Source organism: Escherichia sp. 94.0001 (assembly GCF_013369155.2).
Taxonomy (GTDB): domain Bacteria; phylum Pseudomonadota; class Gammaproteobacteria; order Enterobacterales; family Enterobacteriaceae; genus Escherichia; species Escherichia coli_F.
This window is the reverse complement of record NZ_JABWMS020000003.1, coordinates 100,985-117,267: the sequence shown is the minus strand read 5'-3', so window position 1 is coordinate 117,267 and position 16,283 is coordinate 100,985. Positions and strand designations below refer to the sequence as shown.

Annotated in this window: 14 protein-coding genes; 8 read left to right on the top strand and 6 right to left on the bottom strand. The window is 49.8% G+C overall.

All coding sequences use genetic code 11. From position 1 onward, the window contains the following. Positions 1-8: 8 nt before the first annotated feature. The 4 genes from abgT (at position 9) to uspE (ending at position 4,110) form a co-directional block, all read left to right on the top strand. Positions 9-1,535 carry a p-aminobenzoyl-glutamate transporter gene (abgT, locus tag HEN33_RS02695; RefSeq protein ID WP_176262624.1) on the top strand — a complete coding sequence of 509 codons (1,527 nt, stop codon included), beginning with the start codon at positions 9-11 and terminating at the stop codon, positions 1,533-1,535. 10 nt (positions 1,536-1,545) lie between these two features. Next, positions 1,546-2,061 carry a methylated-DNA--[protein]-cysteine S-methyltransferase gene (gene ogt, locus HEN33_RS02690; protein ID WP_039020832.1) on the top strand — a complete coding sequence of 172 codons (516 nt, stop codon included), beginning with the start codon at positions 1,546-1,548 and terminating at the stop codon, positions 2,059-2,061. 194 nt (positions 2,062-2,255) lie between these two features. Next, the gene (fnr, locus tag HEN33_RS02685; RefSeq protein WP_000611911.1) at positions 2,256-3,008 is read left to right on the top strand and encodes a fumarate/nitrate reduction transcriptional regulator Fnr; all 753 of its coding nucleotides are present in this window, start codon (positions 2,256-2,258) and stop codon (positions 3,006-3,008) included. Positions 3,009-3,159: 151 nt separating this feature from the next. After that, positions 3,160-4,110: a universal stress protein UspE gene (uspE, locus tag HEN33_RS02680; RefSeq protein WP_001262123.1), complete on the top strand. Its 951-nt coding sequence runs from the start codon at positions 3,160-3,162 to the stop codon at positions 4,108-4,110. Between the two features lie 49 nt (positions 4,111-4,159). Here the strand turns inward: uspE and HEN33_RS02675 are convergent, their stop codons facing one another. Beyond that, positions 4,160-4,417, bottom strand: a complete 258-nt coding sequence (locus HEN33_RS02675; protein ID WP_000605090.1) for a DUF2534 family protein — start codon at positions 4,415-4,417, stop codon at positions 4,160-4,162. Positions 4,418-4,660: 243 nt separating this feature from the next. On the opposite strand from HEN33_RS02675, the gene ynaI reads away from it, so the two are divergent. Further along, positions 4,661-5,692: a low conductance mechanosensitive channel YnaI gene (gene ynaI, locus HEN33_RS02670; protein ID WP_176262625.1), complete on the top strand. Its 1,032-nt coding sequence runs from the start codon at positions 4,661-4,663 to the stop codon at positions 5,690-5,692. A 45-nt stretch (positions 5,693-5,737) separates the two neighbouring features. On the opposite strand, the gene mppA is transcribed toward ynaI, so the two are convergent. Then, positions 5,738-7,351: a murein tripeptide ABC transporter substrate-binding protein MppA gene (mppA, locus tag HEN33_RS02665; protein WP_176262626.1), complete on the bottom strand. Its 1,614-nt coding sequence runs from the start codon at positions 7,349-7,351 to the stop codon at positions 5,738-5,740. 182 nt (positions 7,352-7,533) lie between these two features. Here mppA and mpaA point away from each other — a divergent pair, with 182 nt between their 5' ends. After that, on the top strand, positions 7,534-8,262 hold the full coding sequence (mpaA, locus tag HEN33_RS02660; RefSeq protein WP_001353227.1) for a murein tripeptide amidase MpaA: 729 nt from the start codon (positions 7,534-7,536) through the stop codon (positions 8,260-8,262). On the opposite strand, the gene ycjG is transcribed toward mpaA, so the two are convergent. Next, complete coding sequence (gene ycjG, locus HEN33_RS02655) at positions 8,237-9,202, bottom strand: L-Ala-D/L-Glu epimerase (protein ID WP_176262627.1); 966 nt, start codon at positions 9,200-9,202, stop codon at positions 8,237-8,239. The two genes, mpaA and ycjG, sit on opposite strands and share 26 nt — an antisense overlap. Positions 9,203-9,320: 118 nt before the next feature. On the opposite strand from ycjG, the gene tpx reads away from it, so the two are divergent. Both tpx and HEN33_RS02645 read left to right on the top strand, forming a co-directional pair. Beyond that, complete coding sequence (tpx, locus tag HEN33_RS02650; protein WP_032184040.1) at positions 9,321-9,824, top strand: thiol peroxidase; 504 nt, start codon at positions 9,321-9,323, stop codon at positions 9,822-9,824. Between the two features lie 152 nt (positions 9,825-9,976). Further along, on the top strand, positions 9,977-12,019 hold the full coding sequence (locus HEN33_RS02645; RefSeq protein WP_176262628.1) for a hypothetical protein: 2,043 nt from the start codon (positions 9,977-9,979) through the stop codon (positions 12,017-12,019). A 37-nt stretch (positions 12,020-12,056) separates the two neighbouring features. Here the strand turns inward: HEN33_RS02645 and tyrR are convergent, their stop codons facing one another. From tyrR to HEN33_RS02630, 3 genes are all read right to left on the bottom strand, one after another. Then, on the bottom strand, positions 12,057-13,598 hold the full coding sequence (tyrR, locus tag HEN33_RS02640) for a transcriptional regulator TyrR (RefSeq protein ID WP_176262629.1): 1,542 nt from the start codon (positions 13,596-13,598) through the stop codon (positions 12,057-12,059). A 147-nt stretch (positions 13,599-13,745) separates the two neighbouring features. Then, entirely contained in the window at positions 13,746-14,807 is a 1,062-nt protein-coding gene (locus tag HEN33_RS02635; protein ID WP_000138728.1) for a YcjF family protein, read from the bottom strand. Beyond that, positions 14,804-16,201 carry a YcjX family GTP-binding protein gene (locus HEN33_RS02630; protein WP_176262630.1) on the bottom strand — a complete coding sequence of 466 codons (1,398 nt, stop codon included), beginning with the start codon at positions 16,199-16,201 and terminating at the stop codon, positions 14,804-14,806. Before HEN33_RS02630 ends, HEN33_RS02635 begins: the two co-directional genes overlap by 4 nt. Between the last annotated feature and the right edge of the window lie 82 nt (positions 16,202-16,283).

Here is a 16,283-nt window from a genome sequence, read left to right as displayed (position 1 = left end):
GAATGCCCATGAGTATGTCATCCATACCGTCGTCCTCCCAATCCGGGAAGCTCTATGGCTGGGTCGAAAGAATTGGTAACAAGGTTCCCCATCCTTTTTTGCTCTTTATCTATTTGATTATCGTACTCATGGTGACGACGGCAATTTTGTCGGCCTTTGGCGTCAGTGCGAAAAACCCGACCGATGGTACGCCAGTGGTCGTGAAAAACCTGCTCAGTGTGGAAGGATTACACTGGTTTTTACCCAATGTGATTAAAAACTTTAGCGGTTTTGCCCCACTTGGCGCGATCCTGGCGCTGGTTTTAGGTGCCGGTCTGGCGGAGCGCGTCGGCTTACTGCCAGCGTTGATGGTTAAAATGGCATCGCATGTGAATGCTCGCTACGCCAGTTATATGGTGCTGTTTATTGCTTTTTTCAGCCACATTTCTTCCGATGCGGCGTTAGTGATCATGCCACCGATGGGTGCGCTGATTTTTCTGGCGGTGGGCAGGCATCCAGTTGCAGGCTTACTGGCCGCCATTGCAGGCGTAGGTTGCGGCTTTACGGCTAATTTACTGATTGTCACAACCGACGTGTTGCTGTCGGGGATCAGCACGGAGGCTGCGGCTGCGTTCAATCCGCAAATGCACGTCAGTGTAATTGATAACTGGTATTTTATGGCCAGCTCCGTAGTCGTACTGACGGTTGTTGGCGGCCTGATAACCGACAAAATCATTGAGCCACGGTTAGGTCAATGGCAGGGAAACAGCGATGAGAAACTGCAGACATTGACCGAAAGTCAGCGTTTTGGTTTACGCATAGCAGGTGTCGTATCGCTACTTTTTATTGCTGCGATTGCGCTGATGGTGATCCCGGTAAACGGTATATTGCGCGATCCGATTAATCACACCGTGATGCCATCACCCTTTATTAAAGGTATCGTGCCACTGATCATTCTTTTTTTCTTTGTGGTCTCGCTGGCTTATGGCATCGCTACCCGCACAATTCGACGTCAGGCGGATTTACCGCATTTAATGATTGAACCGATGAAAGAGATGGCGGGATTTATCGTGATGGTTTTTCCCCTCGCCCAGTTTGTCGCCATGTTTAACTGGAGCAACATGGGGAAATTCATCGCCGTAGGGCTGACCGATATACTGGAAAGTTCAGGGCTTAGCGGCATCCCGGCGTTTGTCGGTCTGGCGTTGCTTTCCTCTTTCTTATGCATGTTTATCGCCAGCGGTTCCGCAATCTGGTCGATTCTGGCCCCCATTTTCGTACCGATGTTTATGCTACTTGGCTTTCACCCGGCATTTGCGCAAATCCTCTTTCGTATTGCCGACTCATCCGTATTGCCTTTAGCGCCGGTATCTCCTTTTGTTCCACTGTTTCTTGGATTCCTGCAACGCTACAAACCAGACGCGAAACTGGGTACTTACTATTCGTTAGTTTTGCCCTATCCACTTATCTTTTTGGTGGTATGGCTGCTGATGTTGCTGGCGTGGTATCTTATTGGTCTGCCGATAGGTCCGGGGATTTACCCTCGTTTGTCTTAAGAGAGAACGGATGCTGAGATTACTTGAAGAAAAAATTGCCACGCCACTAGGTCCACTGTGGGTGATTTGCGATGAGCAATTTCACTTGCGGGCGGTTGAATGGGAAGAGTACAGCGAACGCATGGTGCAGCTGCTGGACATCCATTACCGCAAAGAAGGCTATGAACGCATTTCTGCCACCAACCCAGGTGGTTTAAGCGACAAGCTTCGTGAATATTTTGCCGGTAATCTTAGCATTATTGATACGCTTCCCACTGCCACGGGGGGGACGCCATTTCAGCGCGAGGTCTGGAAAACATTACGCACAATCCCCTGCGGGCAGGTAATGCATTACGGCCAACTGGCTGAACAATTGGGCCGCCCCGGCGCGGCGCGTGCCGTTGGTGCGGCTAACGGATCGAATCCCATCAGCATTGTTGTACCTTGCCATCGGGTTATTGGCCGAAACGGCACCATGACCGGATATGCAGGTGGAGTTCAGCGAAAAGAGTGGTTATTGCGCCACGAAGGTTATCTTTTGCTGTAAACATTAAACAATTTGTGCCAGCTTGTTCACACTTTTATGTAAAGTTACCCTTAACAACTTAAGGGTTTTCAAATAGATAGACATATATTTACATCTAATATCGGAATTCTCTGCTGTTAAGGTTTGCTTAGACTTACTTGCTCCCTAAAAAGATGTTAAAATTGACAAATATCAATTACGGCTTGAGCAGACCTATGATCCCGGAAAAGCGAATTATACGGCGCATTCAGTCTGGCGGTTGTGCTATCCATTGCCAGGATTGCAGCATCAGCCAGCTTTGCATCCCGTTCACACTCAACGAACATGAGCTTGATCAGCTTGATAATATCATTGAGCGAAAGAAGCCTATTCAGAAAGGCCAGACGCTGTTTAAGGCTGGTGATGAACTTAAATCGCTTTATGCCATCCGCTCCGGTACGATTAAAAGTTATACCATTACTGAGCAAGGCGACGAGCAAATCACTGGTTTCCATTTAGCTGGTGACCTGGTGGGATTTGATGCCATCGGCAGCGGTCATCACCCGAGCTTCGCGCAGGCGCTGGAAACCTCGATGGTATGTGAAATTCCGTTCGAAACGCTGGACGATTTGTCCGGTAAAATGCCGAATCTGCGTCAGCAGATGATGCGTCTGATGAGCGGTGAAATCAAAGGCGATCAGGACATGATTCTGCTGTTGTCGAAGAAAAATGCCGAGGAGCGTCTGGCTGCATTCATCTACAACCTGTCCCGTCGTTTTGCCCAACGCGGCTTCTCCCCTCGTGAATTCCGCCTGACGATGACTCGTGGCGATATCGGTAACTATCTGGGCCTGACGGTTGAAACCATCAGCCGTCTGCTGGGTCGCTTCCAGAAAAGCGGTATGCTGGCAGTCAAAGGTAAATACATCACCATCGAAAATAACGATGCGCTGGCCCAGCTTGCTGGTCACACGCGTAACGTTGCCTGATTTTTCCGCATCACTCACTATCCTTCTGTCATATCATTAAATTTTTCTGATTTATTGATCTGACAGAAGGTTCATCACTGTTTCATTCACCAGATATGGGTTAATCTTTTAATTACAAACTGCGTTGACAGTTGTTGTAAGGAGACCCTGTATGGCTATGTATCAGAACATGCTCGTTGTTATCGATCCTAACCAGGACGACCAACCAGCATTGCGGCGAGCTGTTTATTTACATCAACGGATTGGTGGCAAAATTAAAGCCTTTTTGCCGATCTATGACTTCTCATACGAAATGACCACCCTGCTCTCCCCGGACGAACGTACCGCTATGCGTCAGGGCGTCATCAGCCAGCGAACAGCCTGGATCCACGAGCAGGCAAAATATTATCTCAATGCTGGCGTTCCCATTGAAATTAAAGTGGTCTGGCATAACCGTCCATTCGAAGCCATCATTCAGGAAGTGATCAGCGGCGGGCACGATTTGGTGCTAAAAATGGCGCACCAACATGACCGTCTGGAAGCGGTGATTTTTACGCCAACGGACTGGCATCTGTTACGCAAATGCCCAAGCCCGGTGTGGATGGTGAAAGACCAGCCGTGGCCGGAAGGGGGTAAGGCGCTGGTGGCGGTGAATCTCGCCAGTGAAGAGCCGTACCATAATGCGCTCAATGAAAAACTGGTCAAAGAGACGATCGAACTGGCGGAACAAGTCAACCATACCGAAGTTCATCTGGTTGGCGCTTATCCGGTAACGCCAATTAATATCGCGATTGAACTGCCGGAATTTGATCCGAGCGTTTATAACGATGCCATTCGTGGGCAACATTTGCTGGCAATGAAAGCCCTGCGGCAGAAATTCGGTATTAATGAAAACATGACACACGTTGAAAAAGGTCTACCAGAAGAGGTGATTCCTGATTTGGCGGAGCACTTACAGGCGGGGATTGTGGTTCTGGGTACGGTCGGACGCACCGGTATTTCAGCAGCATTCCTCGGCAACACGGCGGAACAGGTGATTGATCATCTTCGCTGCGACCTGCTGGTCATTAAACCTGACCAGTATCAGACACCCGTTGAACTGGATGACGAAGAAGACGATTAACGACTCTTCAATAACTTACAAGGCCCGAGTTAACGGGCCTATTTTTTACTTACTGCTCTTCGCCGCCAAGGAAATAAATTCCCAACGGGATTGCCAGCAACACAGTAAAGACCAGGCTATAAACAAAAATCATTGATGACTGAATCACATACATTGATGTCGTCCACTCAGACAGCGGAATATTGTACTGTTCTATCACGCCGCCGATGGTCGCGCGAGTCACAACCGACGCCGCAATAATGAAAACCGCCAACAAACCAAAGAGAAATTTCTTCCCTTTCGCTGACTTCAGTTTCGCCATAATCATGATGTAATCCTTGTGCAGACAAATTTCTTGTTACCTAACCGTAACAATACCATGACATTTCACCGTTGTCTGCTCTGAAAACCTCACCTCTTAGCTGGATTTACAATCAACGCATTGATTAGTTAGCTAATGTTGCTACTTCCTTCCCTGACTATTGATGATCTGAATGAATTGTCGCGGTAAAATAGCCCCGCCAGGGGTTTCCGGCATGACGACAATTATCTGGAGGAGCCTGATAAAACAATGATCGCTGAACTGTTTACAAATAATGCGCTTAATCTGGTCATTATTTTCGGTAGCTGCGCAGCATTGATTCTGATGAGCTTTTGGTTTCGCCGCGGAAATCGTAAAAGAAAAGGATTTTTATTCCATGCGGTGCAATTTTTAATCTACACCATAATTATCAGTGCTGTTGGTAGCATCATTAATTATGTTATAGAAAACTATAAACTCAAATTTATCACCCCAGGCGTTATCGATTTTATCTGTACGTCCCTGATTGCGGTTATTCTGACGATTAAACTATTTCTGCTGATAAATCAGTTTGAAAAACAGCAGATTAAAAAAGGTCGCGATATCACCAGTGCGCGGATTATGTCGCGCATTATCAAAATCACCATTATTGTGGTGCTTGTTCTGCTTTATGGCGAACATTTCGGCATGAGCCTTTCTGGCTTGCTGACCTTTGGTGGTATTGGTGGTCTGGCTGTCGGTATGGCCGGTAAAGATATTCTGAGTAATTTCTTTTCCGGGATCATGCTCTATTTCGACCGTCCTTTCAGTATTGGCGACTGGATCCGTTCGCCGGACAGAAATATCGAAGGTACAGTAGCGGAAATTGGCTGGCGAATTACCAAAATTACGACCTTTGATAATCGTCCATTGTACGTACCGAACTCGCTGTTTTCGTCGATCAGCGTAGAAAACCCAGGACGAATGACCAACCGGCGCATTACCACGACCATTGGTTTACGTTATGAGGATGCGACAAAAGTGGGCGTTATTGTCGAAGCCGTACGTGAGATGCTGAAAAATCACCCGGCCATCGACCAGCGACAAACCTTACTGGTTTATTTCAACCAGTTTGCTGACTCGTCATTGAATATTATGGTTTATTGCTTTACCAAAACCACAGTATGGGCTGAATGGCTTGCCGCCCAGCAGGATGTTTATTTGAAGATTATCGATATTGTACAGTCACACGGCGCGGATTTCGCGTTCCCAAGCCAGACGCTGTATATGGATAACATTACACCACCAGACCAGGGTCGTTAATTCAGACATCACTGGCGTTACCCACAAGGGTAACGCCAGTTCACATCAATGTTTCACAATATACATAGTCCGGCTATACGCCACATCTTCCGGGTTATTAATGGGATAACCTTTCAGCCACGGCTTGATTAATCGTCCATTGGTATATTGATAAATTGGTGCAATCGGTGCCTGCTCCATGAGGATTTTTTCTGCCGCGTTGTAATCGGCATTACGCGCTTTAACGGTATTTTCCGTCGATGCCTGGGCCAAAACTTTGTCGTAGGCCGGGTTGTTAAAGCGTGAAATGTTGCCTGAATGCGTTGACGTTAATAATGTCAGGAAAGTGGAGGGTTCATTATAATCCCCCACCCACGAGGCGCGGATAACATCAAAATTACCTGTATTACGACTATCGATATAGGTTTTCCATTCCTGATTTTGCAGTTTGACATCTACGCCAAGGTTCTTTTTCCACATCGATGCCACAGCAATCGCAATTTTTTGATGGTTTTCTGAAGTATTATACAAAAGCGTCAGCTTCAGCGGTTTTTGCGGACCATAACCGGCTGCGCTCAACAAAGTTTTTGCCTGCGCATTCAGTTCTTCCTGACTCATTTGTTCAAACGGCGAAGGCTCCGGCGTGAATCCGGCAGTAACATCTGGCGTAAAATGCCACGCTGGTTTTTCGCCCGTCCCCAACACTTTTTCGGTCATCAGGCGGCGATCTATCGTCATACTTAATGCCAGACGAACGCGCTGATCTGCCGTCGGCCCTTTTTGCGTGTTGAACGCATAATAATAGGTCCCGAGCTGCGGCGGTGTATAAACCTGCCCCGGAATATCCTTCAACAGCTTCTGATACATATTTTTCGGGAAGGATTCGGTGATATCAATATCCCCCGCGAGGTAACGCTTAGTGGCTGCGGATTCCTGATTAATTGGCAGGAAGGTCACTTTTTGCAACACCGTTTTGGCGTTATCCCAATAATGGGTATTCGGTACCACGACCAGTTTTTCATTGACTACACGCTCTTTAAGAACATAAGCGCCATTGCCGATCAGATTTCCGGGTTTCGTCCACTCTTTACCGCTTTCTACGTTGTCTTTTTGCACCGGGAAGAAGGCAAAGTTAGCGGTTAAATTCACAAACCACGGCAACGGTTTATCAAGCTGAATTTTCAAAGTATGGGCATCAACTGCGGTGACGCCAAGCTGGTCAGGCGTAGCTTTACCATCAATAATCGCCTGTGCGTTGTTGATTCCCGCCAGCGCGGCAAACCATGCAAATGGCGATAGAGTTTTCGGGTCCACCAGACGCTGCCAGCTGTAGACAAAATCTTGCGCCGTTACCGGTGTGCCATCCGCCCATTTTGCGTTATCGCGCAGGGTAAAAGTCCAGATACGGTTGTCATTACTTTTCCACTGAGTCGCAACGCCGGGAACAATCTCCCCTTTCTCGTTCTGATTCACCAGTCCTTCAAACAGATCGCGAATGACCTGAATCTCTGGCAGGCCCACGGCTTTAGCGGGATCCAGCGACGCAGGCTCATCTTTAATGTGGCGCACCAGCTCCTGCTTCTCTGCCAGTACTGTGCCGCTCGGAACTTCTGCAGCATACGAAAGAGAAATGCTGCTGACCAACAGCGCACAACACGTGACTGAAACAGAGTGCTTCATAAGTTTCCCTCAAACCTGCGTTAATAATCATGCGTAATTATTTGTTTCGCCTTAAAGAAATGCAAACAACTTCCGGCAAAAAAGTGATACAAGATCGATAACATAGCGTTGAAGAAAAGGATTTGATAATCCGCAAAATTTGCACAACACTGCCTGTAATACTTCCTGAACCAGAGACGATCATGACCGTAACTCGCCCACGCGCCGAACGCGGCGCATTTCCGCCCGGTACAGAACATTACGGACGTTCATTATTGGGCGCGCCTTTGATCTGGTTTCCGGCCCCAGCCGCCAGTCACGAAAGTGGTTTGATTCTGGCTGGCACCCACGGTGATGAAAACTCTTCGGTCGTGACCCTCTCCTGTGCTCTGCGGACATTGACACCTTCTTTGCGCCGCCATCATGTGGTGCTGTGTGTGAATCCTGACGGCTGCCAGTTAGGGTTACGGGCCAATGCTAATGGCGTGGATTTAAATAGAAACTTTCCGGCAGCAAACTGGAAGGAAGGTGAAACAGTTTATCGCTGGAACAGCGCCGCTGAAGAACGTGATGTCGTTTTACTGACAGGTGACAAACCTGGCTCCGAACCTGAAACTCAGGCGCTGTGCCAGCTTATACATCGCATTCAACCTGCCTGGGTGGTCTCATTCCACGATCCACTGGCCTGTATTGAAGACCCCAGACACAGCGAATTAGGTGAATGGCTGGCCCAGGCGTTTGAATTGCCACTGGTCACCAGCGTCGGTTATGAAACGCCTGGCTCTTTCGGCAGTTGGTGTGCGGATCTCAACCTGCATTGCATCACCGCAGAGTTTCCGCCCATCTCCTCCGACGAAGCCAGCGAAAAATACCTCTTTGCGATGGCTAACTTGCTGCGCTGGCATCCTAAAGATGCAATGCGCCCGTCGTGAATTGAAGCGCCGGTTCCACATCTACCGCCAGCCAGGTCGGTCCGTCAAGATCAGCAAAACTGACCTGCGGCACCAGCGGTAAAGCGGCGTTAATGGCACGAGAGGTACACAACATGCAGCCCAGCATCAGACTGAAACCTTGTGCACGCGCTTCGGTCGCCAGCGCCAGCGCCTCCGTCAGGCCACCCGTTTTATCGAGCTTGATGTTAACCATCTCATAGCGCCCTTGCAGCGCCTTCAGATTGCTACGGGTATGACAACTTTCATCAGCACAAATCGGTAACGGATGAATAAAATTCTCCAGTGCCGCATCGTCCTGCGCAGGAAGCGGTTGTTCAAGCATCGCAACGCCTAAATCCGCGAGCAGTTGGCAACGCGCTGCCAACCCTTCTGCACGCCAGGATTCATTTGCATCAACGATTAGCGTCGCATCGGGTACAGCCGTGCGAATTGCTACCATCCGCTCACTGATAAGATGGTTATCCAGCTTCACTTTCAGTAATTTCGCGCCTGCCTGCCACAGTGTTGATGCACTATTGGCCATCTGATCAGGCGTACCGATGACTACCGTCTGGGCAGTGGTGACTGTCTCGGGAAGCGTTATGCCGATCAAATCAGCCAGCGATTGCTGCTGTTTTCGCGCCGCCAGATCCCACAATGCACAATCCAGCGCATTACGTGCTGCGCCGGCAGGGAGAATTTTTTGCAACTCCTCCCGTGTCAGCCCTTTCTCTAATTGCGGCACGACGCTCATAATTTGCGCAATTACCGAGGCATCACTTTCTCCATAACGCGGATACGGCGTGCATTCACCGGTGCCTTTAATACCTTCTTCTTCCAGTTCAACCACCACCACGCGCGCTTCACTACGACTTCCCCGAGCAATCACAAACGGGGTATGTAAGGGCCAGGCTTCCTCAAATACCTTAACGGTTCTCATCTTTACTCCTTGTTGTCGCGGTGGTCTGCGGATTAAGCGCAAATAGCGTTTGCTGTGTTATTGACAGTTAGCATAAACTAGGTGTGACGTTAACTATATGTAAACAGGAAAGATAATCATGTCACAAACCGTTCATTTCCAGGGCAACCCGGTTACAGTCGCCAATTCCATCCCGCTGGCGGGTAGCAAAGCGCAGACTTTTACTCTCGTGGCAAAAGATCTGTCTGACGTCACCCTCGGTCAGTTTGCGGGTAAACGCAAAGTGCTGAACATTTTCCCGAGTATTGATACCGGTGTTTGCGCCGCATCAGTACGTAAGTTTAACCAACTGGCAACCGAGATCGACAACACCGTTGTGCTGTGTATTTCTGCCGATCTGCCGTTCGCCCAGTCTCGTTTCTGCGGCGCAGAAGGTCTGAACAACGTTATCACCCTCTCCACTTTCCGTAACGCTGAATTCCTGCAAGCCTACGGTGTGGCAATTGCTGATGGCCCACTGAAAGGTCTGGCAGCGCGTGCCGTTGTGGTTATTGATGAAAATGATAATGTGATTTTCAGCCAGCTGGTGGATGAAATCACCACCGAGCCGGATTACGAAGCAGCTCTGGCTGTACTGCGCTAAACAACTGTGCCATTCACTGAATCACCACCGGTGAACGGCAGTTTTGATCTACCAGTCCCATTATTTTCCAGAGTTCCTGCCACTATTCCCCCTAACCGTTGTGCATTAAGATTGCTCTTTGCCATTATTAGCCCAGCGGAGTGATGACTATTATGGATGATAAACAAATTACGGTCTGGCTTAAACACAATTGCTGTTCAACGGACATTCCTGCCATTGCCGAGGCACTAACGAACCATGCAGAATGGCTTTTAGAGCTAGCGCCAGATCCTATTGAACAAGGTAGTTCATGTTTACCGCCGGCAGCTGCAGCCGGTATTTTTCTTGGCGCAGCGGCGATGGTTCACTGCAGCGAGGCTAGTGGTGCAGAAACCTGGCTCGAAGCAGCCATTACTGATTACCATTTCTTTAATCCAAATGGATATAGTTCATGGAGAGGCAGTACGCCTGTTTTTACAGCATTATCGCGTTACCCGGCATTAAGAATGGTGTTATTTAACGCCGCTTGCGCAATGGAAGACTGGAATAAAGCATCCGCTGTTCTTGAATCGCTTTTCCATGCCAGCGATGTCCCGGAAGATAACCCTGTCGCCCCAAATTTTACCCCTTATGCGCTGAAAGCGTTTATCGCGGATTACCACCCGTTAGGACCAGCTCATTATGATGAAACCTGGTTGCTGGCAAAACAAGCGTGGTTAATTAATGCGGGCGTTCTGGATGAGCGAACATGCAATACCTGGAAGCAATATACCCGCCATTTGCGCCATTTGATCCACAATGCACAGTTTTCCGATGCGATCTCTTTTGTACGCAGTAAAAAAGAACCATTAAATCATATCCATACCTACTCAGACTTTTATCTCTATGCGATTGGTTTATTTTCTTCTACTGATCAGCTAAGTGAAGCGCTAACCTGGGTAAAACAATTAATCCGCAACAATGATGGTCATTTCCATGATCATTTCGTTTCAACTGGCGCAAAGCGCCGAATAAAGCCTGAACTTAGTACCTTGCTGAATAATCTCTTGCACAGCGCAGAGTTTCAGGCGTTGCAGGATAAATATCTCACCGTCGGACATGATGTTGTGCATTCTGGTCCCTTCATGTCACTTTATGAAAAGGTTCTTGGCGGTAAGTCCCGAAAGCGCTGCGCGATTAGTCGAAAATTAATCTCGCCCGGCGAAGCGGTTTATGAATATCGTCAGCTGGATAGTGTGGAATATATTGCAGCAAAAGCGGCCTTTCAGACATCTGAGCTAAATAATATCGCCCACCGGCATCATAATGATAGTTATCAGTGGCATGAATTTGCTGCCCAATGGCCTCGTCGGGGTTCACTTTCTCACCCAGATATTGCCCGTTATTTGTTTGAGCGCCAGGAAGGAAAATGCTTTGATGCCGCAGAGTTTATACAACTGATTGCGGAACCGTTTGTCTTTCCGATGCGTTTCATATGGGTTGCCGGGTTGTCCTTTGAATTACATCAGTATCCGGATGCCTATTTCGTAAATGACAATATGGCGGGTGAATTTGTTAATCTCTGCTGGATGGCTATGAAATGCGGACATGCTGGCGACATTTTCAAACAACTGGCCCACGAGCCGCATGACGTTGCTGACCCTATTTACGCCATGCTCGCCACGTTTGACCGCGCTGATTGCCGTAGCGCCGCCGCCGCGCACTTTGGACAACCGGAACTACCGGAAATAATGGCACTGGCTTTCAGTTCGAGGTTATCGCTCGACAGCGTCCTTACCATCGCTGAGTTTGGTAAAAATCAGCCGCGATTTTCACATGCGCTAGCAACGGCCCTCCTGCGTTACAACCTGCACATCTACTCAAACTATATGCCGCAGGTTAACTGGTTCCTTCAGGGGCTGGAACACTATGCTTTGGCAAAAGGCGGTCAACTTTTAAATTTCTTTGTGCATATTCCAGAACAAATTCCCGTTCTGGCGACCATGCTGGAACATGGCGTATTAGTGCGTGGGATCGGTGAAGGTGCCTATGATGGTTATGATAATTCAGCAAATTCATTTCATCATGCCGCCGTGATGCACTGCCTCACGCACGCGCCGGAAAAAGTCCGCTACTGGATGGAAACACCCTGGATTCAGAACTATTTAGTGAATGCGCCGCTGCGTCAAACGGCGCGCCATGTGGAAGCCTGGCATAAAAAGTTTGGCATCAAATGAACGTTGCCGCTGCGCCTGAACGGCGCAGCCAGCACAATCACTCTTCGCTTTTCTTCTGGTTTAAGCCATATTCCCGCAACTTATTGGCAATCGCGGTATGCGAAACGCCGAGACGTTTTGCCAGTTTGCGCGTGCTGGGATAATTGCGATAAAGCTGAGTTAATACCGAGCGTTCAAAACGGCTGGTAATTTCGTCCAGCGAACCTTCCATCGCATCTTCGCCCACGGCTACCGTTGCGGCGTCATAATCCGGCAACAAAATATCCTGAGGACGCAGCTCATAGCCGTCCAGTTGTGTCAGTGCGCGATAGATAGCGTTCTTTAACTGCCGCACATTTCCCGGCCACGCATAACGCGTAAGTACAGTATTCAGGTCAGCGGCCAGTTTCGGACGCGGCACGCCCTGCTCGTCGGCAAAGCGAGCGACGAACAGTTCAGTTAACGGCATGATGTCCTGCGGACAGTCACGTAACGGCGGCAGATTGAGCGTCAACACGTTCAGACGATAATAGAGATCTTCACGGAACACGCCTTTTTGCACCAGTTCGACCAAATTCTTCTGCGTAGCGCAAATAACCCTTACATCGACATGCACTTCATGATCTTCACCAACTCGACGGAAAGTACCATCATTAAGGAAACGCAGTAATTTCGCCTGCATCCTTGGCGACATCTCGCCTATCTCATCTAACAGCACCGAACCACCGTTCGCCTGCTCAAAGAACCCTTTTTTACCTTCCGGAGCATGACCAAACAGTTCACTCTCGACCGCATCTTCCGGTATAGACGCGCAGTTCAGCGCCAGGTAAGGTTTGCCCGCTCGTGGGCTTGCCTGATGGCAGGCGTAGGCAAAGAGATCTTTACCTGTACCGGTGTCACCCGTAATCAGCAACGGCGCGCTTAGCATCGCTAGTTTCTGCGCCTGTTCGACAACATGCTTCATTTTCGGGCTGACGGCGACAATTTGACTGAAGGCACTGACGTCCTGTGCAGCGACATTCTGCAACTGACGGCCCATACGAATCGTCGAGCGCAACATCACCACCGCACCGGTCAGAACGTGTTGATCATTTTCATCCTGAAGATAAACAGGCGTAATCTCCATCAGGAAATTCTGCCCATTAATAACGACATGCTCGTTATGCGAGTCTTGCGGTTCGCTTTCCAGCCAGCGTAAAAAATTAAAGCCGTTAATTAATTGCGCGGCGGTATGGTTGCGCAGGCGATCCAATTTTTGCCCAAAAAGCTGACAGCTCGCCGGGTTCGCCATATCCACTTTGCTTTTCATATCAACAGAAAGCACAGGCTCAGGCAACGCCTCCAGTAACGCGCTCAACGCCAGATGCTCACGTTCGGAAGGCATCCACGGAACAGTGCGCACATCGGTAACACCTGAAATACGGCGTATTTCGGCCATCAGACTGCTGAAACTTTCAAATTCCAGTTCGGCAAAATTGAGGTAGATTCGCCCAATGGGGTCAATCTCAATACCGCGTAAATCAATGCCTCTCAGCACCAGTAGATCGAGTAATTCGCGGGTCAGACCAAGTCGGTCTTCACAAAAGACTTCCAGACGCATGGGAACCTTCACCTGAAAAAAGAACAATTAATATGATGATATGACACTATTTGGATAGCAGGAAGGTTTCTGTCAACAATCATTGACACAAAGACGGAAAAACGGGCACTTCGGCGTAAAGATATCCGGTCAGCACCCGATATTGCATTATTTTTCGCTGGGCGTTTTGCCTTTTTGCAGCGTCTCTTTCACCTGACCGATAAGCTGACGACGGAAATCCCCGAGGCGAGGTTTGTCATCGTCAATCCACGGCAGCGGGCGGCAAAGCTCCATAGCTTTAATCCCCAGTCGTGCCGTCAGAAGTCCAGCACCAATCCCCTGAGCTGCGCGGGTAGACAAACGCGCAGCGAGATCTTGCGACATCCAGTCCATCCCCACTTCGCGCACCAGTTCGCTGGCTCCGGCAAAAGCGATATTCAGCAATACCAGCTTAAACAGGCGCAAACGGCTGTAATATCCCAGTTCAATGCCATACAGCGTGGCGATACGATTGATCAAACGCAGATTGCGCCAGGCGATAAATGCCATATCCACCAGCGCCAGCGGGCTAACGGCGATCATTAACGTTGATTCCGCCGCTGAGCGACTGATTTCGCGCCGCGCCTGAGCATCTAAAACCGGCTGGACCAGATGAGCATACAGGCTGACCACTTCACGATCGTTCTGCGTTTCATGGATTGAGGCATACCAGCGTTGCAGCGCCGGATGGGACTGATCAATACCAGCCTGCTGCGCCAGTTTTTCGCAAAATGCGCGGCCTTTGCCCGTGCCGTGGCTGTGCAACAAATCGCGCGCTTCATCGCGTTCATGAGCACGCTGGCGCAAGCGCCATAAGCGCCGCCACTCTGTCACCACAGACCCTACGCCTGCACCAATAATCAATGCTCCTGCGGCACAGCCGCCCAAGGCCACCCAGTCCTGAGTTTGCCAGGCATTCATCGTCCACTGCACGCCCTGTCCGACAACGCTTGCACCAAACAGAGCCAACCCGCCCATCACCATTTTGCGCCACAGGCTGCGTTTCGGACGTAACGCTGCGTCCATCACCGCTTCAACTTGCCCCTCTTCTTCCTGCGCTTCGTCGAGCGTGGCCGGGGCAAAATTTTGCGCCTGATTTTCGTCAAAGGTCTGCTGCGCCCTGAATTTTGGATTCTGATCGACCTCCAGTGGACCGTCGAAATCAATACGTGGTTTTAACGGTTCGGTCATCGCAATTTATCTCCTATTAAAAATTCCAGCGCAGCATCAAGGCGAATATGCGGCAACGGTTTGTCGACATCCATCACCTGCGGGCGAAACGCCTCAAACTGGAAGCCTTGCTTATCCCAGAACGCCTGGCCAGGCAAACGTGCGGGAACTTCGCCAGGATACACAGTGAGCGGTGCGCCATCGCTGAGTCGATTACCGCGCAGCGCCGGGATTTTCTCACCGTTAACATCAATAATGCCGCTGGTGGTCGCCTGAACTGACGCCAGCCCCAGGCAGTCCATGCTGATCCCTTCGAACGCCGCATTTTGCCAGGCATCCTGAATCAGTTGTTGCAGTAATGAAACCATATTGGCGTGCTGATCGATGGTCACATGATCCGCTTTAGTGGCAGCAAACAATAGCTTATCGATAACCGGCGAAAACAAGCGCCGGAACAAGGTACGCTGCCCGTAGTGGAAGCTTTGCATCAGCTGCGTCAGCGCCAGACGCATATCATTGAATGCTTGTGGTCCACTGTTGAGAGGTTGCAGGCAATCCACCAGCACAATCTGCCGATCAAAACGCAGGAAGTGATTTTTATAGAACCCCTTCACCACTTTCTCGCAGTAATAATTAAACCGCTCGCGCAGCATTCCGGCATTGGTATGCTTACCGGCCTGCGCCAGTTTGGACTCGCCCCAGGCATCGACATCTGGCCACGGGAAGAATTGCAGCGCGGGCGCACCTGCCATATCGCCCGGCAAGACAAAACGCCCAGGCTGAATAAAGTGCAGCCCCTGCTGTTTGCAGTGGTGGAGATAATCGGTCCATGCGGCAGCAATGTCTGCAAGACGGTTTTCGTCGGCAGGTGCTAGTGGGTCCAGCCCTTCGCACATCATTCGCCATTTTGCCGACCATTCGCCGCGCTGACCATTGAGTAAGCCCGTCATCTGGCGCGACCAGCTTAAATAGTCCTGCGCCAACATCGGCAAGTCGAGTAACCATTCGCCAGGATAATCCACTATCTCCAGATACAACGTGGAAGTGTCTTTGAAGTGACGCAACAGCGAATCGTTCGATTTATAGCGTAGCGCCAGGCGAATCTCACTGACACCGCGTGTTGGGGTCGGCCAGGCGGGAGGATCGCCATATAACTGCGCCAGCCCTTCATCGTAGGTGAAGCGCGGAATGCCAAAGTCACGCTGGGGAATGCGTTTTACGCCCAGCAGGCGCTCTTCACGCACCGCACTTAATAGCGGCAAGCGTGCACCGGCATGAATATTGAGCAACTGATTGACCATCGCAGTGATAAACGCGGTTTTGCCGCTGCGGCTAAGTCCGGTTACAGCGAGGCGCAGATGTCTGTCGACACCCCGATTCACCAGCGCATTAAGTTCATTTTTAAGTCGCTTCATTGCTGTCCTGTGGACCAGAAAAAAATCATGTTTAAGAATATGAATGTGGGGGCCATGCCCTTGATTATCAACTGCCCGTGTT